This window comes from Pseudomonas rustica (assembly GCF_049959085.1).
In the GTDB taxonomy this organism is placed as follows: domain Bacteria; phylum Pseudomonadota; class Gammaproteobacteria; order Pseudomonadales; family Pseudomonadaceae; genus Aquipseudomonas; species Aquipseudomonas rustica.
In genome coordinates this window covers 5,677,079-5,698,611 of the sequence record NZ_CP188200.1, presented here as the reverse complement: position 1 = coordinate 5,698,611, position 21,533 = coordinate 5,677,079, and the positions used below count along the sequence as shown (strand labels likewise).

Below are 21,533 nucleotides of genomic sequence, written 5' to 3'. Positions count from 1 at the left end.
CCTTGTTTCAGACCGTCAGATCTGAGGGTAGACCATCCTTGAAAAATAGCAGGCTATCGATTTAATTAGCCAAAACTATCGTTGCAGACGCTCCAGCAAGCCATCCTGAACCCACTGTTTCAACCACGTAACAGCTTGCAGCGGCGCGCCCTCACCATAGATGACTGCTAACGCTTCGCACAGTTCTGAGAAACTCCAGCCTTCGTTTAACAACCCATTCAGCGCATTCGCTTCAGCGCGGTCCAGATTGCGGTAGTTGCAGACCAAGTCGTGACGCCAGATCACGCAGACCTGGGGTGTTTCGAGTGCCACGCTGTGCGGGAAATCCGCTTCATCCTTTACCGAGCGCCAAATCGCGACGCTGTTGAATTCACACGCCAGCCATTGCAGCGAAGGCGTCGGTTTGAACTGCAAGGACGGCCACTCTTCCGGCGCCAGCATCGCCATCGCATTGATCGTCAGCGGCGCGCCGGCCGGTGAATCGAACGCCAGGGTGAACGCCCATTCCAGCGCGGCCAGTTCAGCCAACGGCGCGCTTTGCTCGGGCACCAGATGCTCGCGGATAAACGCTCCAAAACCTTTACCCAGCCAACGCAGACTGTAATGCGCCGACGGGTATTGGCGGATGTACGCGGTGGCGAGCCGATCGAATTCTTCATCGCCCATCCAATAATGAATGGCCGGGAAATCGTGGGTCAGCACTTCCAGCAAACGCGCCGCGTAAGCGTTGTGATAAATCGCCAGGCCAGTACCGACATCGAGCGTCGGCCCACCGATCAGGCTGTCGGCCAAGGCGCGATCGGCCGGCGCGGCATCCAGCAGAAACGCTTCGAACGCCAGTTGCCATTCCTTCAAGCGCATTGCTGTCTCCCGGCCAGAACCGTATCACCCAACTCGCGGGCCTTGTGCAGCTCGGCAAGCAGCTCTTCGAACGGCGGGAAATGATCGTCGCGTTCCAGCAACGTCGCCACCGGGCCGATGTGTTCCAGCGTGCGTTGATACAGCGCCCAGACCGGATCGCTCACCGGATGGTCATGGGTGTCGATAACGTAATCACCGTAGTCGTTGTGCCCGGCCAGATGCAGTTGGCGCACTTTTTCTGCCGGCAAACCTTGAATGAACGCCCACGGATCGAAGCCGTGATTGCGTGAACTGACGTAGACATTATTAACGTCGAGCAATAACTCGCAGCCGCTCTCCCGGCTCAGGGCCGCGAGAAATTCCCATTCGCTGAACTCGTCCGATGCGGCGCGCACATAGCTGGAGACGTTCTCCAGCACCAGCGGCCGCTGCAAAACATCTTGCACCTGCGCCACACGGCCGGCGATGTATTCCAAGCTTTCTGCGGTATAGGGCAGCGGCAGCAAATCGTGCAACTGATGGGCGTTGCCACGGCTCCAGCACAGGTGATCGGAGACCCATGCCGGTTTGACCCGGTCGGCCAGTTGCTTGAGTTGTTTCAGATAGTCCGGATCGAGGGCATGCGGCCCACCGATGGACAAGGACACACCATGCATCACCAGTGGATAGCGCTCGGCGATGGCGTCCAGGTAATACAGAGCCTTGCCGCCCTGCACCATGAAATTTTCGGAGACCACTTCAAACCAGTCGACGTCCGGCGACTGTTCGAGGATCTGCTGATAATAAGCGCTGCGTAAACCGAGGCCGTAACCCAGGAAAGGAAGCGAAGCGGACATGTCGGACTCCTGCTAAAAGTGGCCGCAGTGGCGTGAACCACTGCGGCGGCACTTGCGGTCAGTTATTCGCCGACCTTGCCACCTGCTTTTTCGCAAGCCGCTTGAGTCATGGCCTTGAAGCCCATGCCTTTGCAGGTGCCCAGACCTTTGCAGGCGTGATCTTTGGTCTTGCAGTCGTTCTGGCCTTTGCAGGCATTGACGCCGTAGCAGTGAACGTTGGCATCAGCAGCCGAAGCGGTAGTCGAAACACCGGCAAACATCGTAGCAGCGGCAAAAGCGAGAGCAGCACCAGCAGCAGCGGTCTTGATAGTCATTTTTGTTTTCCTCGGTCATCGTCAGGGATGTCGGCTGAACGGTTTGTTCAGTGCCGACATAGCACTAGAGAGAGCCACCCGGATGGCGTTACACGAGGGTCAAAAATAATTTCAATGATCGTCCTTGAGCTTTAGCAGTGGTTCCTGAAAGCGCAGCAGCCGCCCGGCATTGCCCAACACCAGTAGCGTACTGAGGTTATGCAACAGCGCCGCGATCATCGCTCCGGCGGCACCCAACCAACCGAATGCGGCGAACACAACGATGGCCAGCGTCCAGCCCAGACCGATGACCACGTTGACCTGCAAGGTTCGGCGACATTGGCGACTGAGCCGCACGCAGGTTCCGAGCCGGCGCAAATCGCTGCCGATCAGCACGATGTCAGCCGAGGCCAACGCGATGTCCGCACCGCCCGCGCCCATCGCCACACCGACCACGCCGGCCTTGAGTGCCAACGAATCGTTGATGCCGTCACCGACCACCATCGGCCGGAAACCGTTGTCGATTTCCGTGAGCACACGATTGAGTTTGTCCTCAGGTAAGGCCTGGGCTTGAACCTCTTGCAAACCAACATCACGCGCCAAAGTCTGAGCGACACTCTGCCGATCACCGGTCAGCAACAGTTGCCGACCCAAACCCAATTCGCGCAATTCGCTGAGGGCAAAACGCGCCTCCGGTTTGACGCTGTCGGCCAGCAACAACCACGCGAGAAATTCACCGTTCAAGGACAACCCGGCAATCGGGCCGTCGTGCTCGGGAACGGTCGAAGTAATGATGCCCAATTGCGCGAACAACTCCGGTCGCCCCAGCGCCGCCTCGCCCTGCTCCGTCATGGCAACCACACCAAGACCCTGACGCTCGTGTATCTCACTCAGGGCGACGGACTGTTCCTGACTGACCAACCCCGCCAACGCTCGACTGACCGGATGACTGCTCGCCGCTCCGAGGCTGGCAGCCAGTGCGGTAATCGCGGAGGTGTCTGTGTGGGAACTGTCGATCGACTGCAAACGCAACGTGCCGTAAGTCAGCGTGCCGGTCTTGTCGACGACCAGCGAGGTCAGGTCAGCCAGTTCTTCAAGAAACGCCGAACTGCGGATCAGAATCCCGTGCCGCGCCGCCACCGCGACACCGGCAATCGCCGTCGCCGGGGCAGACAACACCAACGCGCACGGACACGCCGCCACCAACACCGCGAGCATCGCCTGCGCATCATTGGTGACGAACCAGGTCACCGCCGCCAGCAACAACACCAGCACCATGTAGCTGCCAGCATAACGCTCGAGCAAACGAGTGATCGGTGGTTTCGAACGCTCGGCGTTTTGCATCAGAGCGATGACTTTGCCGAGGGTCGATTCATCGCCGGTGCGAGTCACTTCAATACGCAGCAGCCCATCAAGGTTGATCGCGCCGCCGAACACCGTCATGCCAACCCCAGCCTCCACCGGCACTGACTCGCCGGTAATCGAAGCGGTATCGAGACTGGCCTGGCCGGACAAAACCCGACCATCCGCCGGCACCCGATCACCGGCGCGCACCTCAACGGTGTCGCCCGATTTCAGCGTGCCGTTGTCCACTTCGAGGATCGAACCATCGGCCTGAACCTTGCGCGCGTGACTGCGCGTCAGTTGGCCAAGCGCATGGATCGCTTCCTGCGAACCGATGACACTGCGCTCCTCCAGCACGTGGCCGAAAATCATGATGATCGGCAACAGCGCCGCCGTCAGCAGATCACCAGTCGCCCACGCGCCGAGCATGGCCAAGGCAATCAGTTGATCGGTGATGCCGTGCAGGCTTGGATAACGCAGGCTGTACCACGCCGAACGCATCACCGGCACGGCGACTAATAAAGAAGCAAAACCAAGCAGCAACTGACTGACACCGGTTTGCTCCGGCACCAGCCAACGCCAGATCAAACCGAGACCCAGCAAGCCCAGCGCAAGCATCGCGAGGGTCAGTTGCCGAGCGGCGCGGCGTTGTTCGGCCGAGGACAACAGGCTCGGGGCGGCGGTCGTCGCAGTCATTTAATGGCTCCCTGAATGATCAGGCGGGAATCGTCTTTCGGATCGACCGTGGTCACCGATCCGGCCTGGCCGAGAATCTTCGGCATGCGTTCGCGGTACAGGCGCAGAAGCATTTGCGGGTCGGCGCTGCTGGCCAGACTCGACACCGTGGCGGTGTCGGCCGAGGCTTTGGCCAGGCGTTCACCCGCCTGCGCGTGAGCCACTTGCAGCGTGCGGTCGGCTTGCTCGTTGGCGGTCTGGGTGAGTTTCTCGGCGTCGGTGCGCGCGTTGGCCACGGCTTTATCGGCTTGCTGACTGGCAGTCAGCACGGCGTTGAACGCACTTACGGCAGGGTCAGGCAGACTCGATTGCACATCGACCCGCGCCACTTCGATGCCGATGCCCTGCCCGCTCGCCTTCAACTCGGCGAGGCGTTTGTTGATGCCTTGCACCAGATCACCGCGCAGCCGTTCACGGCGTTCGGCCGCTTGATTGTCGGCGCCGATCAATTCAGGGCGAGCGACGAGAATGGTGTCGAGATCCCTTGCGGCAGTCAGTGCGACGGCGCTGCGGGTGACCAATCGATCCAGCGCCGGCAGCACATGATCGGCCTGCAAGACGAAGTCGTAAGGGTCGGTGACTTTGTAGAACACCCGCACATCCAGTTGCACCACGCCGGCATCACCGGTCAATAAATAACCAGACCCGGCCAGCGCATCGCTCAGCGGTGTGGCGAACGAAGCAACACGATCAGCCTTCAACGCCTCATCGCTGCGCAACAGATTTTCCACTCGGCGTTCGATCACCCGATCCGCTGCAGGCAGCAAAACCACCTGTTCGAACGGCTGCGGCCAAGCCAATAACAGACCGGCGTTTTGCACGCGATCCAGCGCGCCAAAGTGCAAAACCACGGCGCGATTCTGCGGGTCGATCTGCCGCACGTTGGAGAATGCCCACGCCAATGCGGCCAAGACCGTTACCGCATACAGGGCAAAAAATGCCAAACGACCGGCCTGAATCCACGGACTGTTTAGCGAATGTGTTCCACGTGGAACTTCTTCACTCATGGCTGCAATCCGGATTTGCTGTCGAGTGTCGGCGGGCCATCAACCAGTACGCGGAATGGCACGGCGTCGGTGCGCAGAATCAGTTTGGTGTCCGGCGTGACGATGGTGCCGAGGGTGTCCAGCGAGCGCAGCAAGTTGTACAGCTGCGGAGAACTGGCGTAGGCACGGCCGTAAATCTGCGCGGCTTCGACGCGAGATTGCGCTTCGATTTCTGCGGCTTTCACGGTGGCGTCAGCCTGGACAATTCGCGCATCGCGTTCGGCTGCAGAACGAATCTGTGCCGCTTCGCGTTTGCCGATCGCTGTACGTTCGGTGGCAATTGTTTCACGCTCGGCGCGCATGCGATCGACCGTGGCAGTGAGCGTTACCGACGGCAAGGTCAAACGCTCGATGCCGACTTGCACGACACGCACGCCATAGGTCGCGAGCAATTGCTGATCAATCTGCTGACGCAACTGCGCTTCGAATTCAGCGATATGCACTTGGCTGGCATCGGTGTTGACCAGATTCGCCAGATCGAAACTGCTCGCGGTGGTTTCCAGCGCGGAGCCAACGAAGGTACGAATCTGCCGCGCCGCTTCGTCCGGCTGGTTCTGCACTGCACGCATGAAGCGCTGCACGTTGCTTGGGTCGCCCTGCACCTGCCACGCCACATAAGCCTGAACGATGATGCGCAAACCGTCGCGGGTACCGACATCCTGCAAGCCGCTGGAGGTAGTACGCAGACGCAAATCCACCGGAATCGCCGCTTCGAATGGCGCCGGCCAGCGCCAGCTCAAACCCGGTTCAAGCAATACCCGCGATGGATTACCGAAGCGAGTAATGACCGTGGCTTCACCGGAGCGCACTTGCACCAGGCTCGCCGCGGCAATTGCGAACGCCACCAGCAAGACTGCCCAGCCCATGCGCCGCCACGGGAAAGGCCCCGCCTCTTCCGGCGCACCGTGGTGATGATGCCCATGATGATGGTGATGTCCGCCGTGGCCGTGATCGTGGCCGCTGTGATCATGCGGTTCGTGCGTGTGCGACTGGCTCAATGGGCGACTCCTGGTTGAGCGGTGGTGCGCGCGGGCGCCGGGTCAGCCGGCAGCGTGAAAGTACGCAGGTCGATGGTCGGCGCATTGCTGCTGCCACCGAGGCGATGATCGAGTACCAGCAATTTGGCTTTGCTCAGGCCTTGGCTGAGCTGCGCGAGGTATTGCTCCAGCACAAAGGCCTGGCCGGCACTGGCGTAGGCTTTTTGTTCGGCGCTGAATTTCAGATCCGCCGCTTGCGCCGTGGCACTGGTTTCGCGGGCGTTGGCGCTGGCCTGATCGCGAGCGAGGCTGGCCTGCAATTGCGCCTGATTACTCGCTTCGGCCGCCGCGCCACGCTCACGGGAGATCAACGCCTGCGCGCCGATTTGCGCTGCTTGCACCGCGTGATAAGCATTGGCGGCACCGGCCGGCGGGTGAATGGCTTCAACCACCGTGGCGAGAATCTCGACGCCACTGTTGAGTTGTTGCAGATCGCTTTGCACCGCGCGACCGATCTCCTCGCCCAGCCCTACCCGGTCTTCACCGAGCAAACCGTCGAGCGTACGCGAAGCAAAGTCGTGCACCAGAATCCGGCTGGCGGTGCTGCGGATCAGCGTTGGCACATCAGCGCTATTGTAGGTCGCGGCCAGCGCCGCCTGATCAGTCAGGCCGATGCGATAGACGAAGCGCACGTCCATGTTGACGATTTGAAAGCTCTGCTGATCGCCGCGGCTGCTGGCGATCACTTGCGACTTGTCGTTGACGTGACTGGCGTCCCACAAACGGTTGGCCGTCATCGGTGCCGGGCCTTCAGCAGGATCGGCTTGTGGCGGTGCCGGGTTCTCGCCGACGCTGGTAGCGAGTTCATGCACCACGCCGTTTTCGACGATCAACACGCGACCCAACGGCCACGGCAAACCTGTGTGCAAACCGGGGCCAAAGACCTGCACCGGTTTGCCGAAACGCTCATAAATGCCTCGGCCCTGCAGCGGGATTTCATGGATGCCAGTAAGCAACCAACCCACCGCTGCGACCAGCGCCAGCACCGGCAGAAACGCTCGGCGCATGTAACTGAACGCCCAGATCTGACGTAGATCGATGCCAAAACGGTTGTGTAATTCATGCTGCAACGCGAGCAACGGCTGCGGCGGCCAGCGCAGCATGTCGGCGACGAAACTGCGCGCCAACAGCGTCGGTTCGAGCTGTTCGCGGCGTGGGCTGAAGACCGAGAGTACCGCGCGCAATAGCAGCTCGATCGCGACCAATCCCGGCAAGATGCCGATGAGTACTGCCACGCGAACCGGCCAAACCGTGTTGTCGCCAGCGAACAATAAACACAGCGCACCGAGCACCAGACTGATGATCGCCACGCGCGTCAGTTGCGCCAGCGCTCCGGCTTCTGGCCATTGCGCTGGATTTTCCTGAGCGAGTTGCCGCTCCAGTACCAGCAAGCCGAACGCCAGCAGCAACGCCAACGCCGCACCGACGGAGGCGGACACTCCAACGGTTGCGGCGGGCAACGTCAGGTTCCACACCTGTTCGATGCTCAGCGCCACCAGCAACGCCCAACCGCCCAACCACAGCGTCGCTGCACCGATCTGGCCAAGCACATGCAGACCGCGCTGACTGAGGCGATCCAGCAGGCGTTCGTACCAACCTTCTGGCGCAATCGCTTCATCCTCGGCAGTCGGCGTCAGCACAACAGGATTGATCACCCGCGCGCGCCATTGCGTCACCCACCACGCCGATTGCAGCCCGGCGACCAACACCAACAACGCTGCGCTCTGATTGACCAGCAGCGGCAGCCACAATGATTGCGGCGCAAACAGCCCGACGAAAAACGCCGACACCCAGCCCGCCCCGGCCAATCCGCCAAGGCCCAACGCCCAACGCCGCAGTCGCCTGCCCTGCGTGGTCGCCTGCTGAAAACGCGGCAGTCCGGTCACCTGCGTGCCATCCACCTCCAGATCAACTTGCATATCACCCCAAAATCATTGGCTCACGGTTCATATCGTTACGATATAACGAAAAGCGTGAAATATTCGTACACAATTAACCGTATTCAAAGGCGCTCAACCTGTCGCTTGCCTGAAGCCTTGACCGAAATGTCTGGAAACGCACATATTACGTTCGTAATTTTTATCGACAGCTACTTTTAGCGATCCGCATCCATTCATCAGGAGCAAGCGCATGAGCAACTATGACGTAGTGATTCTGGGCGGCGGCCCCGGTGGTTATAACGCGGCGATCCGCGCCGGCCAGTTGGGCCTCAAGGCCGCTTGCGTCGAAGGTCGGGCGACCCTCGGCGGCACCTGCCTGAACGTCGGTTGCATGCCGTCCAAAGCCCTGTTGCACGCCTCGGAGCTGTATGACGCGGCCATGGGTGCGGAATTCGCCAACCTCGGCATCGAAGTCAAACCGACGCTGAACCTCGCGCAAATGATGAAACAGAAAGACGAAAGCGTGACCGCCCTGACCAAAGGCATCGAGTTTCTCTTTCGCAAGAACAAGGTCGACTGGATCAAGGGCTGGGGCCACATCGATGGGCCGGGCAAGGTTACGGTGACTGACGATCAGGGCAATAAGGTCGAGCTGACTGCCAAAGACATCATCATCGCCACCGGCTCCGAGCCCACTCCCCTGCCCGGTGTCGAGATCGACAACAAACGTATCCTCGATTCAACGGGCGCGTTGTCGCTGAGCGAAGTGCCAAAACATCTGGTGGTGATCGGGGCCGGCGTGATTGGCCTGGAGTTGGGTTCGGTGTGGCGGCGACTCGGCGCGCAGGTGACCGTGGTCGAATACCTCGACCGCATCTGCCCTGGTGTTGATGGCGAGGCCGGCAAAACCCTGCAGCGCTCGCTGAGCAAACAGGGCATCGCCTTCAAGTTGAGTTCGAAAGTCACCAGCGCGACGACTTCGGAGAACGGCGTGCAGCTCAGCGTTGAGCCGGCGGCGGGCGGCACGGCGGAACTGCTCGAAGCCGATTACGTGCTGGTGGCGATTGGTCGTCGCCCTTACACCCAAGGCCTGGGCCTGGAAAACGTCGGCCTTAGCCCCGACAAGCGCGGCATGCTCGCCAATAAACAGCATCGCACCGAAGCGGCTGGTGTCTGGGTGATTGGCGACGTGACGTCCGGGCCGATGCTCGCGCACAAGGCTGAGGATGAAGCGATGGCCTGCGTCGAGCAGATCCATGGCAAGGCTGGCGAGGTCAATTACGACCTGATCCCCAACGTCATCTACACCAAGCCGGAACTGGCCAGCGTCGGCAAGACTGAAGAGCAACTCAAGGCTGAGGGCCGCGCCTACAAGGTCGGCAAATTCCCGTTCACCGCCAACAGCCGGGCGAAGATCAACCATGAGACTGAGGGTTTTGCCAAAGTCCTCGCCGATGAACGCACGGATGAAGTGCTCGGCGTGCATCTTGTGGGGCCGAGCGTGAGTGAGATGATTGGCGAGTTTTGTGTGGCGATGGAATTCAGTGCCTCGGCGGAGGACATTGCGTTGACCTGTCATCCGCACCCGACGCGCTCGGAAGCGTTGCGCCAGGCGGCGATGAATGTCGAGGGGATGGCGACGCAGATGTAGAAGATCAAAAGATCGCAGCCTTCGGCAGCTCCTACATGAGATGCGCCCCCTGTAGGAGCTGCCGAAGGCTGCGATCTTTGCTTGTCAGGCCGGAAGATGCCCAAGCGGCAAAGCCCCCGGTGTCTTCACCGTGTGAATCGCGAAGTTGCTGCGGATGTCACTCACCCCCGGCAACTTCAACAGGCAGCCGCTGAGAAAGCGGTCGTACGCGCGCAGATCCGGCACCACCACTTGCAGCAGAAAATCCGACTCCCCCGACACCAGGAACGCTGAAATCACCTCCGGCAGCGCCGTCACCGCTGCATAAAACGCCTCGGCCTGTTCGTCGTTGTGGCGTTCGACCTTAACCCCGACAAACACCGTCAGCCCCAGCCCGACTTCATCGCGATCAAGATTGGCCTGATAGCCGCGAATCACCCCCGCCTCTTCCAGCATGCGCACCCGGCGCAAACACGGCGATGCCGACAAGCCGATTTCATCCGCCAGCTCGACGTTGCTCAGGCGCCCGTCCCGTTGCAGGGCGGCGAGGATTTTGCGGTCGAAGGCATCCAGTTTCATGTTTGGCAGATCCCGATAGTTGTCGCGTGCAAAGCTAGCAGGTTATGCCAATTGCAGAAGCTTTTGAAGCCGACTACGCAAGCACCTGCCCCGCCCTTCAGCCCTAGACTGGCGCTACCGAATCGACAACGAAAGGACTGAACCGTGGCGAGTCTCTGGCTGTTTTTCCTGGCCTTAGCGGTGGTTTTTCTGCTGCCCGGCCCAGATATGATCTTGCTCCTGCAAACCGGCGCGCGTCAGGGTCGCGGTGCAGCATTGGCCACGGCGATAGGGCTGGCGATTGCCCGCGGTTGTCATGTGGCGTTAGCGGCGTTGGGATTGGCGGCGTTGTTCAAAGCAGCGCCGTGGACGTTCGAAGTGGTGCGGCTGGCGGGGGCGGCGTATCTGCTGTGGATCGGCATTCAATGCCTGCGCAGCACGCTGCTGCCGAACCTGACGACAGCTGAAACTGCCGATAGCCACGGCCAATGGCGCGAAGCGATCCGGCGCGGTTTGCTGACCAACCTGCTCAACCCAAAAGCCCTGTTGTTCTGCTCGGTGCTGTTGCCGCAGTTCATCGTCGCCGACGGCGCGCCAGTGCTGAGCCAGTTCGCCCTGCTCGGCGCGCTGCTGGTCGGCGTCGGTCTGCTGTTCGACAGCGCCTATGCGCTGACCGGCGCCGCGCTGGGCCGTTGGCTGCAACACAGTCCAACGGCGCAACGGCTGCAGCAATGGTTGTTCGGCAGCCTGTTGATCGGTTTCGCCGTGCGCCTGACCTTCGTCCAGCAGGCTTAGCCTTTGCGGGCCTTGCGCTGACGACGGCTGATCAACAGCAACGCGGCGGCCGTGACCAAGACAATCGCGCCAACCTGCACCGGCCACTTGTACGGTCGCAGCGTCGTTCGGACCGAGTCCGTGACCTGGGTGACGTAACGCTTGTCGGCGTTTTCGAAATCCGGGTACGGGCATTGATTGCCGAAATCCACCGCCCACAACACGTACGGGCCTTCTTTGATGTATCGCTGATAGAGCGCGCTCTGCTCTTCAAGGCTGCTGTTCCAACCCGCCGCGTTGCACAGCACGGCAGCAAACGCCTGGCTGGTGTGCGGCAGGTTGTCGGCAGCGCGACCCGCGAGTTCGGTGGCGACGAAACGGTAGTGATAACGCTCATCCGGTTTCGCTTCGCTGGCCTTCTGGCGCTGCACCTCGGCTTCGCTGACCAGCGGGCCGACTTTCAGCTCGGTGGATTCCAGGCTGTAGTTGCCGCCGAACGTGGCGAAATCCGGAGCCATCTCGTAACCGAGGATGTCCATGCCCCACTCGCGCGCCGTCCACGCGGCGTTGTACAGCGCACTGGCACGCTTGGTCGGCCACCATGCGGAATCAGCTTTCAAGCGTTGCTCACCGTAGAGCCGCGCCTTGTTTTGCAGGTCGGGATTGTCGAAATACGCCACCGCTTCGGCGTAATGCCCTTCGCGCAGCAAGCGCCGACCGAGCAGGTTGCGCAGGCTGGCGGCGACCGGCAGCGGCACGTAGTTGTCGCGCTCCTGCTGGGTCAGTGCAGGCGGTGCCGGGACGTTATCGTCGACGTATTTTTTCAACTCTTCAACCGTCAGCACGCGTTCGGCCACGGTCGCCGCATCGAACCAATAGGTGCTGTTGCTGCGATACAACTGCACGAACGCTTGCAGGTATTCGCCGCGCTGCAAGGCGAGAATCGCGCTTTCGCCCTCGACCCGGCATTTCGGCTGCAGGCTCTCGTACGCCCAGTCCGGGGTACGGCGATAGCCCCAATCCTCTTTCTGCGGGAAGGCTTGCGCGGCTTTCGAATAGGCGGCGGCAGCGGCATTTTTATCACCGTCACGCACCGCCAGTTTCGCGCGCAGCCACCACGCGAGTCCGCCGTCGCCGGCGTTTTCCAAGAAAGCCTTGGCACCGGCGTAATCGCCCTGTTGATAACTCATCGCTGCCAGGCGATCTGCATTTTCAAGACTGCCACGGGTGCTGTTTTGCAGCAGCTTCACCAGTTTCTTCTCGTTCGGCGGTTCGTCGCCAAACGACCAGCCCTGACGGCTGACCAAGGACGCCGTGACCAGTTGCTGCACCGATGTGTGCTGAAGCAATTCGGCCAGTTCGACCTCGGGCAATTCCGCCAACTCATTCATTAATTGCTTGAGCGAGGTGTAACCCACGGCGGAACCGTGCAGGTTCTGCGCTTCATACAATTCGATGGCGCCGTTCCAGTCGCCCGCCGCGCGCACCACCCGCGCCTCTTCGCCGAGGCTGGCGACACCCAGCTCCAACGGATCGCTGAAACCGTCGATGCTCAGTTGCCGAGCCTGACGGAACGCATCACGCGATCGCTCCAGCGCGACGACCTTATCCCCGGCTTCGCTGCTCATGGCGAACAACGTACGCCCGAGAGAATACGCAGCCCAGGTGCTGCGCAAGGGACGCTGATCCGCCGGCAGCGCCAGGAGCTTGTTGAAATATTCGACGGCGAGTTGATGATCGCCCGTGGCAAACGCGACTGCGCCGGCCACGTACAAACGGATCTCCGCCGGCAGGCTCGCGCCCTGCACCTCGACCTGATGCGCATCGGTCAGGCCGCGCAGTTGCTTGACCAGCGTTTGCTGATCGGCGCTCAAACCCAGCTGTTCAGCCTTATCGCGCGCCTCGGCGGCTGCGTTTTCTTCGCCGTACAGGTCGTCGGGATTGTGCGTCGCCGCCGTGACGTTGTTCAGCCCGGCGATGGCTTTGCCGAGGCGGCTGAGTTCGAAGTTGAAATTGCCCTCCGGCAGATCCGCCAGGGTTTGCCCGCGATTGTCGAGCAGGCGCATCGGGAAGTCCGGGCCGCAGGCCAGCGCCGAGCCCAATGGCAAGCAGAGGCTCAGGCAGAGCAGATGGCGGGGCCAGTTACGGGTCAACATGCGAACCTCCTTGATCAATATGTGCGCAACGCGCCCAACCGATGGCGCGTTGTCCGCCCGCCGGCAATCGGCCGTCGCGCAGGCGGGTGAAGGTAAGCAGATCCGGGCCTTGTTGCAATGCATAACCGGCGAGCGCATCGGCACCTTCGCAGCTTTGCGCCTTCAAGGTGATTTGCGCGGGCCAGGCACTGTCGAGGTTGCCGGGGTTGTCGAGTTTGATGTCGTAAAGACCATCGTTTTCGCTGAACGTCACGCCGAGCTGGCTGACGAGTTGATCGCCACGGGCAACCGCGCGCAACGTGGTCAGGCTCCAGGCGCGGCGATCGTTGGCCAGCGGCAAACGAAACCAGATCAACCCGGCCAGGTGCGCCGGCGGGTCTTCGCGCAGGGTCTTGCCGAGTTGGCTCAATGACAGCGGATCGGCGAGCAGTTCCTGACGCTCGCCACCGCGCTCAAGCTGCACCTCACTTTCCACCAGCGGCGCCCCACCGTCGTCCGGCAACAGCGCGACACCGTAGGCCGGCAGCGCGAGATAAAAAGGTTTGTCGGTGATCCGCGCCCAGGCCTTCGCCCACTTCAATGCCTGATCAGAATCGAACAGCCCTCGACGCGGATCGCTGACCGCATGGACTTGCAGCACGCTGCTGTCGACGGTTTGCAGGAGTGTCGGCAATTGCGCGCTGTCGAGCCAGGCTGGCAGTGCGGTGATGCTCAGCGGGATGTTCGTCGGCAGTGCCGAGCGCAGCTGTTTAAGGAATTCTGCGTAGGCTGGCAAGCTTGCGTTACCGGCGTCGTGATCGATCTCGACGCCGCTCAGCGTCAAGCCTTGCGCCTGCCAATCGGCGAGCACTTGGAGAATCTGTGCAGTGACCTGATCCTGATCCAGCGACTTGAGTTGGCCGTCGAGACGAATCACCGCGATCAACGGTCGGCCATCAGCTTTCAATAACCGCGCATCGATTCGCGCGCGGCTCCATCCGGCATTCGGGAAGGCTTGCAGGGCGAGGACGCGCAGCGTTGAGAAATCATTGTGGCTGTCGCGCAACGCCGACTCATGGGCCGGCGTCCATTGGCGTTGCCAGATGTAGAGTTGTTGGTCGAGGGGTGGCGCGTCTTGCTGCTTGCAACCCACAAGCAAGATGCCCAAGAACAGACCGACAATGAACCGCATACCTTCCAACCCCCGAACACCACAAGGCTGCAAGGTTACACAAAAACCCTGTAGGAGCTGTCGAGTGAAACGAGACTGCGATCTTTTGATCCTGTTTTTTAAAATCAAGATCAAAAGATCGCAGCGTGCCGCAGCTCCTACAGAGGTACTCCGGGTTTACGGGCAATGATGATCTGGCTTTTGGCAATCACCGAGTCCAGCGCCTGTTTGATCTGCGCGCCACGTGGCGAGCTGAGCAACGCCTGCCAGGTATCCGCCCAGTGATTGAGCAACGGATGATCCGGGTTGTTCAAATCAACCTTGGCTTCCCAGAACAACAGCATCCACACCGACCAGTAAAAACCGTGCTGGCTGTGGCTGATGATCTCCAGCCCGGCATCGCTGACCATCGTCTTGAACTGCTCTTCGCTGATGATCCGAATGTGGTTGGGCTTCTGGAAATACTCATCGGCGGCGATGCCTATTTGCAGGTTTTCGGAACTTGAATGCGGCACGCTCAGCAGGTACATGGCACCCGGCTTGCCGACCCGTACCAGTTCAGAAAGAAATTGCGCCGGATCGTCGACGTGTTCGATGACTTCGGTGGAAACCACCCGCGTTGCCGTGGCGTCGGCAATCGGTAACGGATTGCAGTCCGTGACATGGCATTCGATGTCGCGCGCCGGCGTGTCGCTCAGGCGCTGACGGGTCGCTTCGACCTTGGCCGCGTCGATGTCGGCGATGATGATTTTCGCCCCGCGCATGCCGCAGAAATGCACATTGCCGCCATCACCGCAGCCGACGTCGAGCAATACGTCGTCAGGGCTCACCACAAAACCTTTGAACAGCTCGCCGGTCGCCTCTGTGTACCAGCCGCTGAGCACCGCATCGTGCAGGCCGACCATGTAAGAATCTTTTTTCTCGGGGATAACAGCGGCAGGCGGCTCGGCAACTGGAGCCGGTGCTGTCGGCAATAATTTTTTCAAAAGTTGCAGCATGAGTACGCTCCAGAGGATCGGCTGGCATCGGCGAACCGGTTGCCTGGCAAGTGATGGAACAAAACGCCCGGCACAGCGATGGCGCGCAATTTTTCGATGGCTATGATCCGTTTGCCGGTCATGACGTGCGCCCTGCGTCCAGAGGTTTGCGGGCGATGATGACCTGACTTTTCGGCATCAATTGATCGAGGGTCTGTTTGATCGCATGGCCATCGGGCTGGGCCAGCAGGTCTTGCCAGGTGCGGGCCCAGCTTTCCATCAACGGTGGATACGGCGCCTGAATACGATCACGCACCGCGCCGCCGGGATCTCTGCCGGCCGCGCGCTCGCTCGCCCAGAAAAAAATCATCCCCATCACCCAGAAAAATCCATTGGCCTGGCGATGCTCGATTACCAGACCCGCGTCCTCTACCAATGCGGCGAAACGCTCCGCGGTAAAAATCTGCACATGATTGGGCGATTGGTAATAGCTGGCCGGGGCGATGCCCTTCTGCAAATGCTCGCCCACCGGTGCCGGTACGCTGAGCAGGTATTGCGCACCGGGGCGCCCCATGCGCACCAGTTCGGCCATGAATGGTTCCGGGTGGTCGATGTGCTCCAGCACTTCCATGCACACCACTTTGCTGGCGCAGCCATCGGCTAATGGCAGCGGCAGGCTGTTGCTGACCAGGCCCAGGTTCAGTTGATGGCTTTGCGCGTCGACCTGCCGGGCAAGATCGCGCACCTTGTGGTGTTCACTGTCAGTGAAAATCACCGAGGCGCCCTGGCGTACGGCGAATAACGTTGCCACGCCTTCGCCGCAACCAACGTCGAGCAGCGTGTCATCCGCCGTGATTGCAAAACCTTTGAGCAATTCGCCCGAGGCGCCTAAAAACCAGCCGTCGAGCACGGCGTCATGCAAACCGACATCAGCAGGCGAAACGCTGGGGAGCGGCGCAGGCTCGGGCATCGGTGGGGGCGCGGGTAACCATCGTGCGAGCAGTCGCCGAATCATGCGCGCGAGACTTGTGCAGGAGGCGTCTGAGCCGATTGCAGACGTTGTTCAAAAAATGTCCGCAAACGCTGTTCGGTGTTGTCCTGACTGCAAAAACGCTGCAGATTGCTGACGGCGTGGGCCGACATTCTGGCGTAGCGCTGACCATCGGTTTTCGCCACGTCATAGCTGGCGCGATAGGCCGTACACAGCGAATCCCAGTCGGTCATGTAGCGCATCGTCCGATACGCCGCGCGGGGATCGTGCGGCCAGGCCGTGAGCTCTTCAGTGAAATCGACGATGAACGCACAATCGCTGTCGATGTAATCGGCCATTGCCGTGTTCAGCGGTGCAATCGCCGGTTTGCCGCACGACATGAATTCCATCAACGGCAGGCACTGCCCTTCACCGTAGGAGCTGTTGACCACGTAACTGGTGGCCTGCACCAGCGCTTCATAATCAGCATCAGCCAGATAGCCGTGGATCAGCACGATCCGGCATTGGTACGTCTGATTCTTGTAGAGATGATGCACCATGTCGTACAGCGCATTGGCGATGTCATGGTGGGTGAGTTTCAGCACCAGCGTTGCATCGGGCACGTCACGAAAAGTGCTGCAGAATGCACTGATCATGTCATGCCAATTCTTGCGCCCGTCATAGGGATTGAACACCGAGGTGTAGACCACGCCCTCAAGTTGCACCGTGCAATCCTGCGGTGGACCGCTGAACGACATCGGCGTCCCCTCTTGCAGCTCGCTTGGGCCATACGGCCGCAAGTCGACGGTGCGGCTGTCGATCAACAGACCTCGCAAATTCAACTGCACGTTTTCCACCACTGAGCTTTTGCTCAATGACTGACCACGCGCAGCGAAGCGATCCCACACCGGCGCCGGGATCGCACACACCGGATAATCGGCCCCCATCACATCGCGCACGGTATTGACCGTGAACGTCGAATGGGTGATCGCCCTGCCGCAGGCCTCCAGCACCACACGCCAGTCATGGCGCGGTTCACCCTGCCAGCTCTCGGTCGGAATGGTGCTGAATTCCCAGGCAAATACCGGAATGGTCGGGCACGCATAATGAATCGGCGTGCGATGCGGCGGCGAGAACGACAGGTAGACACAGGCTTCGCCACGGCTCAGGCAATCGAAATACAGGCGATCGACCAATTCGTCGGGATTACTCACCTCGATGACCTGACCGATGCGTTCCAGCACCGGGCGGAATTCCTTGAGCACGAAGTAATAGCTGTACTCGGGCCGGCCGAGGTTTTGCTGGATATTGCTCTTGTTGGTTTCCGAATGAATGATGATCAGCATGAGGCAGCCCCCGCTTCGATTGGCTGCGAAGCGACGTCACGGACAGGTGTCAGCCCGAGAAACGCTGCCAGGCGCTGCTGCACAGGCGCGAATCCGCAGTAATCGTGCATACGCTGATCAGCGGCGGCGGCCATGGTCTGGTAAGCCTGCGGATGATTTTTAGCCATCGCGTAGCTGTCCTCGTAAGCGGTTTTCAACGAGCCCCAGTCCGGGCGATGGCGCAGCGTGCGATACAGAATCCGCACGTCCTCCGGCCAGATGGTCGGCTCGCGGCTGGACTTGACGATGAAGCCGACTTCCTCGTCGATGTAATCGCGCATGGCTGTGTGGTTTGGCGCGATCACCGGACGGGCGCACGACATGAATTCCATCAACGGCAGGCACAACCCTTCGCAGCGCGACGCGTTGACATAGAAACTCGCCGCGCCATACAACCGGGCGAATTCCTTGTCTTCCAGATAGCCATGCATGACCACCACGCGACAGGCAAAGGGCGAGAGTTGCGACAGCAACGTGATCAGATGAACGTAGTAACTCGACAGGTCGTTCTGGGTGATTTTCAGCACCAGCGTCGCGTCTTCGACATCGCGCATGGCCCAGCAGAATGCCGTGATCAAGTGATGCCAGTTCTTGCGCCCGTCATCAGGGTTGAACACGCTCACGTAGACCACGCCACTGACGTCGATCTGTGCGTACTCGCTGGTATCGGGCAACACCGCTTGAGGATGTTCGACTTGCTCCATGGCTTGCGCGACCGTCGTCGCCAGAGGCAAGGGCTCGGGGGCCGGCGTACGCAGACCGGAAAGCTTTTGGCGCAGCGCATCGGGCAATAAATCGCTGACGGCTTCGCGATACCACATCAGCAGGTTGTGCTTGAGCAGAAACAGCGGCCGATGCTCGGAAGGACGGGTGAAGGCTCGAACGCCTTCACGCAGATAATGCCTGGTGATGAATGCCCGACGGCGCGGGGTCAGCTCGGGAGGTGGCAGAAGTTCTGCCGGCGTCTCCTCGACCGGCTCGGCCAGACCACGGGTTTCCAGTTCCTGCTCGTTGTGAATGGGGGCGATCAGACCGTCGGCAGACAACCCCAGAGCGCGGCTGTCGATGATGCAACCCTTGATCTGCAACGTCGCTCCGGCGTTCACCGCTGCGGGCGGAAATTGCTCACGCACAGCGGCAAAACCTTCCCACAATGGCGTGGGCAGAACCAGTACAGGAAAGTCTTCACCCAAGGTGCGGCGGATCGCTTCGGCCGTGTGACTGGACAACGTGATTACCCGGCCATGCCGCGCCAGCGTCTGGCTCCAGTCCTGGCGGGGATCATCGGGGTGGCACTCGGAAGGGATCGAGTCATACTCCCACGCGATCACGCACACCGTCGGGCATTGCAGGTCAGTCGGGGTTTTATGCGGTGGCGAGAACGAAAGAAACAGACACTCTTCACCGGCCTCTTGCAGGTGTCGATACAGCGGATCGACTTCAGCCGCCGATGCCACGACATGCACCCGCCCAAGGCTTTCCAGCACAGGGCGATAGGCCTTGAGCACGAAGTAATAGCTGTATTCGGGACGCCCAAGACTCTGGCTGATGGAGCGGTCGTTGACATCCGAGTAAAGAATGAAATTCATGGCATTCCACGATGAAACCACCATCCCGGCAGTCTCATGCTATGACGGCCAAGCGTCGGATCGAATCGGCTTTACCGGCTTTCGTCCTTCGTCATGGGAAACGTCTTCGTTCTTGTTTTAGTGGTTGGTTTCACTCTGGCTCGCGACCCTTGCGACAAACTTTGAAGAATGGCGGCGAGGGGCATTCTAAACACATCCATCAAGGATTCGTGAACCGCCCGGCGAGAATAAATTTGGCTACGCTGACGAGAACTGACCGGTCACGGTTTGGCCAGTTGAAATTGCTCGGCAATTGGCACAGATTGACAGCAAATAACTACAACAACGTTTTCGCCTGTCGTCTTAGCGGGTTTTTCCACCGATCTGACAGACCCTTCTCTAAAGCCTGTAGGAAGTGCTGCGAAAACCAAGACCAAGGGGTCGCTGTTTGAAAAAGCGTCTGTTCGTCACGGGTCTCAGTGGATTCGTTGGACAACATATTCAGTCACGTTTGGCCTCGCCTGATTCTGCGTGGGAACTGCTGCCTGCGGCTTCACGTTTCGACCTGACGGATCCCGACAGCCTCATCGACCTGTGGCCGCACATGCCTGACGCGGTCATTCATCTGGCTGGCCAGACATTCGTCCCCGAAGCCTTCCGCGACCCGGCCCGCACCTTCGACATCAATCTGCTCGGCACCCTCAACCTGTTACAGGCCCTCAAGGCCCGTGGTTTTCAGGGCACCTTTCTGTACGTCAGCTCTGGCGACGTTTACGGTCAGGTCAGCGAGAACGATCTGCCAATCACCGAACAACAAGCGCCCTGCCCGCGCAACCCGTACGCGGTGAGCAAAATCTCGGCCGAGTTTCTCAGCCTGCAATGGGGTTTGAGTGAGGGCTGGCCGGTACTGGTCGCGCGGCCGTTCAACCACATCGGCAGCGGGCAGAAAGACAGTTTTGTCATCGCCAGCGCGGCGCGACAGATCATTCGCATCAAGCAAGGTCTGCAAGCACCACAACTGGAAGTCGGCGATATTGACGTCAGCCGCGATTTTCTCGATGTTGGCGACGTGGTCTCGGCGTATTTCGCGTTGCTGGAAAAGGGCCAGGCAGGACAGGTTTACAACATCTGCTCGGGGCGGGAGCAGAGCATCCGCAGTCTGATTGAACAACTGGCCGATCTGGCCGAAGTAACCATGCAACTGGTTCAGGATCCGGCACGTATGCGACGCGCCGATCAGCGTCGCGTTTGCGGCAGCCATGAACGGCTGACCAAAACCACAGGATGGACGCCTGACATCACCACACAACAATCCCTGCGGGCGATCCTGTCCGACTGGGAGAAGCGAGTAAAACAAGAATGACTAAAAGTGCACTGATCACAGGGATCACCGGCCAGGACGGCGCTTATCTGGCGAAACTGTTGCTCGACAAGGGCTACAAGGTTCATGGCCTGGTGGCACGACGCAGTAGCGATTCGCGCTGGCGCCTGCGCGAGATGGGTGTCGAAGCCGACATCGTTTATCTCGACGGCGACATGGCCGATGCCTGCTCGGTACAGCGCGCGGTCATCAAGTCAGCGCCGGACGAAGTCTATAACCTCGCTGCGCAAAGTTTTGTCGCCGCCTCCTGGGATCAACCGGTGACCACCGGCATCGTTGATGGTCTGGGCGTCACGCACTTGCTTGAAGCGATTCGTCAGTTCAGCCCGCACACGCGCTTCTATCAGGCCTCGACCAGCGAAATGTTCGGCCTTATCCAGGCTGAGCAGCAGGACGAGAACACGCCGTTCTATCCGCGCAGCCCGTACGGCGTGGCCAAGCTCTACGGCCACTGGATCACCGTCAACTATCGCGAAAGCTTCAACCTGCACGCCAGCAGCGGCATCCTCTTCAACCATGAATCGCCACTGCGCGGCATTGAGTTCGTCACCCGCAAGGTCACCGACGCTGCCGCTCGCATCAAGCAAGGCAAACAGCAGGAGCTGGCCTTGGGCAACATTGATGCGAAACGCGACTGGGGTTTTGCCGGCGATTACGTCGAAGCCATGTGGCTGATGCTGCAACAGGACAAGCCTGACGATTTCGTGGTCGCTACCGGCGTCACCACCACGGTGCGCGAGATGTGCCGCATCGCCTTCGATCACGTCGGCCTCAACTACCGCGATTACGTGAAGATCGACCCGGCGTTTTTCCGCCCGGCCGAAGTTGAAGTGCTGCTCGGCAATCCGGCCAAGGCTCAGCGCGTGCTGGGCTGGAAGCCGAAAACCGACCTGGATACCTTGATCCGCATGATGATGGATGCGGACATGAAACGCGTCGCCAAGGAGTAGGC

General features: G+C 60.3%; 18 protein-coding genes. 4 read left to right on the top strand and 14 right to left on the bottom strand.

Annotated elements, in window-relative coordinates:
- Window positions 1–75: 75 nt before the first annotated feature.
- The 7 genes from ACP3TY_RS25835 to hflK (ACP3TY_RS25805) all read right to left on the bottom strand — a co-directional run bounded on the left by ACP3TY_RS25835 (window position 76) and on the right by hflK (ACP3TY_RS25805) (window position 8,071).
- On the bottom strand, window positions 76–861 hold the full coding sequence (locus ACP3TY_RS25835; RefSeq protein ID WP_426618784.1) for a putative DNA-binding domain-containing protein: 786 nt from the start codon (window positions 859–861) through the stop codon (window positions 76–78).
- Window positions 852–1,697: a DUF692 domain-containing protein gene (locus tag ACP3TY_RS25830; protein ID WP_159813229.1), complete on the bottom strand. Its 846-nt coding sequence runs from the start codon at window positions 1,695–1,697 to the stop codon at window positions 852–854. Before ACP3TY_RS25830 ends, ACP3TY_RS25835 begins: the two co-directional genes overlap by 10 nt.
- A gap of 62 nt (window positions 1,698–1,759) precedes the next feature.
- Window positions 1,760–2,011, bottom strand: coding sequence for a hypothetical protein (locus ACP3TY_RS25825; RefSeq protein ID WP_397482488.1), 252 nt, complete (start codon window positions 2,009–2,011; stop codon window positions 1,760–1,762).
- 111 nt (window positions 2,012–2,122) lie between these two features.
- The gene (locus ACP3TY_RS25820; RefSeq protein ID WP_426618783.1) at window positions 2,123–4,030 is read right to left on the bottom strand and encodes a heavy metal translocating P-type ATPase; all 1,908 of its coding nucleotides are present in this window, start codon (window positions 4,028–4,030) and stop codon (window positions 2,123–2,125) included.
- Window positions 4,027–5,076 carry a protease modulator HflK gene (gene hflK / locus ACP3TY_RS25815; RefSeq protein WP_426618782.1) on the bottom strand — a complete coding sequence of 350 codons (1,050 nt, stop codon included), beginning with the start codon at window positions 5,074–5,076 and terminating at the stop codon, window positions 4,027–4,029. The genes ACP3TY_RS25820 and hflK (ACP3TY_RS25815) overlap by 4 nt, the downstream gene beginning before the upstream one ends.
- Window positions 5,073–6,113, bottom strand: coding sequence for a protease modulator HflC (hflC, locus tag ACP3TY_RS25810; RefSeq protein WP_426618781.1), 1,041 nt, complete (start codon window positions 6,111–6,113; stop codon window positions 5,073–5,075). Before hflC ends, hflK (ACP3TY_RS25815) begins: the two co-directional genes overlap by 4 nt.
- Window positions 6,110–8,071, bottom strand: coding sequence for a protease modulator HflK (hflK, locus tag ACP3TY_RS25805; RefSeq protein WP_426618780.1), 1,962 nt, complete (start codon window positions 8,069–8,071; stop codon window positions 6,110–6,112). The genes hflC and hflK (ACP3TY_RS25805) overlap by 4 nt, the downstream gene beginning before the upstream one ends.
- Window positions 8,072–8,282: 211 nt before the next feature.
- On the opposite strand from hflK (ACP3TY_RS25805), the gene lpdA reads away from it, so the two are divergent.
- On the top strand, window positions 8,283–9,683 hold the full coding sequence (gene lpdA, locus ACP3TY_RS25800) for a dihydrolipoyl dehydrogenase (RefSeq protein ID WP_426618779.1): 1,401 nt from the start codon (window positions 8,283–8,285) through the stop codon (window positions 9,681–9,683).
- Between the two features lie 84 nt (window positions 9,684–9,767).
- Here lpdA and ACP3TY_RS25795 read toward each other — a convergent pair whose 3' ends face one another.
- On the bottom strand, window positions 9,768–10,241 hold the full coding sequence (locus ACP3TY_RS25795) for an Lrp/AsnC family transcriptional regulator (protein ID WP_053125245.1): 474 nt from the start codon (window positions 10,239–10,241) through the stop codon (window positions 9,768–9,770).
- Between the two features lie 144 nt (window positions 10,242–10,385).
- Here ACP3TY_RS25795 and ACP3TY_RS25790 point away from each other — a divergent pair, with 144 nt between their 5' ends.
- Window positions 10,386–11,015, top strand: coding sequence for a LysE family translocator (locus tag ACP3TY_RS25790; RefSeq protein WP_426618778.1), 630 nt, complete (start codon window positions 10,386–10,388; stop codon window positions 11,013–11,015).
- On the opposite strand, the gene ACP3TY_RS25785 is transcribed toward ACP3TY_RS25790, so the two are convergent.
- The 6 genes from ACP3TY_RS25785 to ACP3TY_RS25760 form a co-directional block, all read right to left on the bottom strand.
- Window positions 11,012–13,150 (bottom strand): hypothetical protein, encoded by a 2,139-nt coding sequence (locus tag ACP3TY_RS25785; protein ID WP_426618777.1) that lies wholly within the window; start codon window positions 13,148–13,150, stop codon window positions 11,012–11,014. The two genes, ACP3TY_RS25790 and ACP3TY_RS25785, sit on opposite strands and share 4 nt — an antisense overlap.
- Complete coding sequence (locus tag ACP3TY_RS25780; protein WP_426618776.1) at window positions 13,137–14,321, bottom strand: DUF3142 domain-containing protein; 1,185 nt, start codon at window positions 14,319–14,321, stop codon at window positions 13,137–13,139. The genes ACP3TY_RS25785 and ACP3TY_RS25780 overlap by 14 nt, the downstream gene beginning before the upstream one ends.
- A 137-nt stretch (window positions 14,322–14,458) precedes the next feature.
- Complete coding sequence (locus ACP3TY_RS25775; RefSeq protein WP_053125253.1) at window positions 14,459–15,298, bottom strand: class I SAM-dependent methyltransferase; 840 nt, start codon at window positions 15,296–15,298, stop codon at window positions 14,459–14,461.
- A 118-nt stretch (window positions 15,299–15,416) separates the two neighbouring features.
- Complete coding sequence (locus ACP3TY_RS25770) at window positions 15,417–16,292, bottom strand: class I SAM-dependent methyltransferase (protein ID WP_400648238.1); 876 nt, start codon at window positions 16,290–16,292, stop codon at window positions 15,417–15,419.
- The gene (locus tag ACP3TY_RS25765) at window positions 16,289–17,593 is read right to left on the bottom strand and encodes a glycosyltransferase (protein WP_426618775.1); all 1,305 of its coding nucleotides are present in this window, start codon (window positions 17,591–17,593) and stop codon (window positions 16,289–16,291) included. The genes ACP3TY_RS25770 and ACP3TY_RS25765 overlap by 4 nt, the downstream gene beginning before the upstream one ends.
- Window positions 17,587–19,221 (bottom strand): glycosyltransferase, encoded by a 1,635-nt coding sequence (locus ACP3TY_RS25760; protein WP_426618774.1) that lies wholly within the window; start codon window positions 19,219–19,221, stop codon window positions 17,587–17,589. The genes ACP3TY_RS25765 and ACP3TY_RS25760 overlap by 7 nt, the downstream gene beginning before the upstream one ends.
- 427 nt (window positions 19,222–19,648) lie before the next feature.
- On the opposite strand from ACP3TY_RS25760, the gene ACP3TY_RS25755 reads away from it, so the two are divergent.
- Together ACP3TY_RS25755 and gmd are read left to right on the top strand one after the other, a co-directional pair.
- Window positions 19,649–20,563: a GDP-mannose 4,6-dehydratase gene (locus ACP3TY_RS25755; RefSeq protein WP_426618773.1), complete on the top strand. Its 915-nt coding sequence runs from the start codon at window positions 19,649–19,651 to the stop codon at window positions 20,561–20,563.
- Window positions 20,560–21,531: a GDP-mannose 4,6-dehydratase gene (gene gmd / locus ACP3TY_RS25750; RefSeq protein ID WP_011336673.1), complete on the top strand. Its 972-nt coding sequence runs from the start codon at window positions 20,560–20,562 to the stop codon at window positions 21,529–21,531. Before ACP3TY_RS25755 ends, gmd begins: the two co-directional genes overlap by 4 nt.
- Window positions 21,532–21,533 lie beyond the last annotated feature (2 nt).

Bases quoted from the DNA above. Each gene is read 5' to 3' on its own strand.
- ACP3TY_RS25835 (WP_426618784.1), bottom strand. From the start codon at position 861: ATGCGCTTGAAGGAATGGCAACTGGCGTTCGAAGCGTTTCTGCTGGAT.
- ACP3TY_RS25830 (WP_159813229.1), bottom strand. From the start codon at position 1,697: ATGTCCGCTTCGCTTCCTTTCCTGGGTTACGGCCTCGGTTTACGCAGC.
- ACP3TY_RS25825 (WP_397482488.1), bottom strand. From the start codon at position 2,011: ATGACTATCAAGACCGCTGCTGCTGGTGCTGCTCTCGCTTTTGCCGCT.
- ACP3TY_RS25820 (WP_426618783.1), bottom strand. From the start codon at position 4,030: ATGACTGCGACGACCGCCGCCCCGAGCCTGTTGTCCTCGGCCGAACAA.
- hflK (WP_426618782.1), bottom strand. From the start codon at position 5,076: ATGAGTGAAGAAGTTCCACGTGGAACACATTCGCTAAACAGTCCGTGG.
- hflK (WP_426618780.1), bottom strand. From the start codon at position 8,071: ATGCAAGTTGATCTGGAGGTGGATGGCACGCAGGTGACCGGACTGCCG.
- lpdA (WP_426618779.1), top strand. From the start codon at position 8,283: ATGAGCAACTATGACGTAGTGATTCTGGGCGGCGGCCCCGGTGGTTAT.
- ACP3TY_RS25795 (WP_053125245.1), bottom strand. From the start codon at position 10,241: ATGAAACTGGATGCCTTCGACCGCAAAATCCTCGCCGCCCTGCAACGG.
- ACP3TY_RS25785 (WP_426618777.1), bottom strand. From the start codon at position 13,150: ATGTTGACCCGTAACTGGCCCCGCCATCTGCTCTGCCTGAGCCTCTGC.
- ACP3TY_RS25780 (WP_426618776.1), bottom strand. From the start codon at position 14,321: ATGCGGTTCATTGTCGGTCTGTTCTTGGGCATCTTGCTTGTGGGTTGC.
- ACP3TY_RS25775 (WP_053125253.1), bottom strand. From the start codon at position 15,298: ATGCTGCAACTTTTGAAAAAATTATTGCCGACAGCACCGGCTCCAGTT.
- ACP3TY_RS25770 (WP_400648238.1), bottom strand. From the start codon at position 16,292: ATGATTCGGCGACTGCTCGCACGATGGTTACCCGCGCCCCCACCGATG.
- ACP3TY_RS25765 (WP_426618775.1), bottom strand. From the start codon at position 17,593: ATGCTGATCATCATTCATTCGGAAACCAACAAGAGCAATATCCAGCAA.
- ACP3TY_RS25760 (WP_426618774.1), bottom strand. From the start codon at position 19,221: ATGAATTTCATTCTTTACTCGGATGTCAACGACCGCTCCATCAGCCAG.
- gmd (WP_011336673.1), top strand. From the start codon at position 20,560: ATGACTAAAAGTGCACTGATCACAGGGATCACCGGCCAGGACGGCGCT.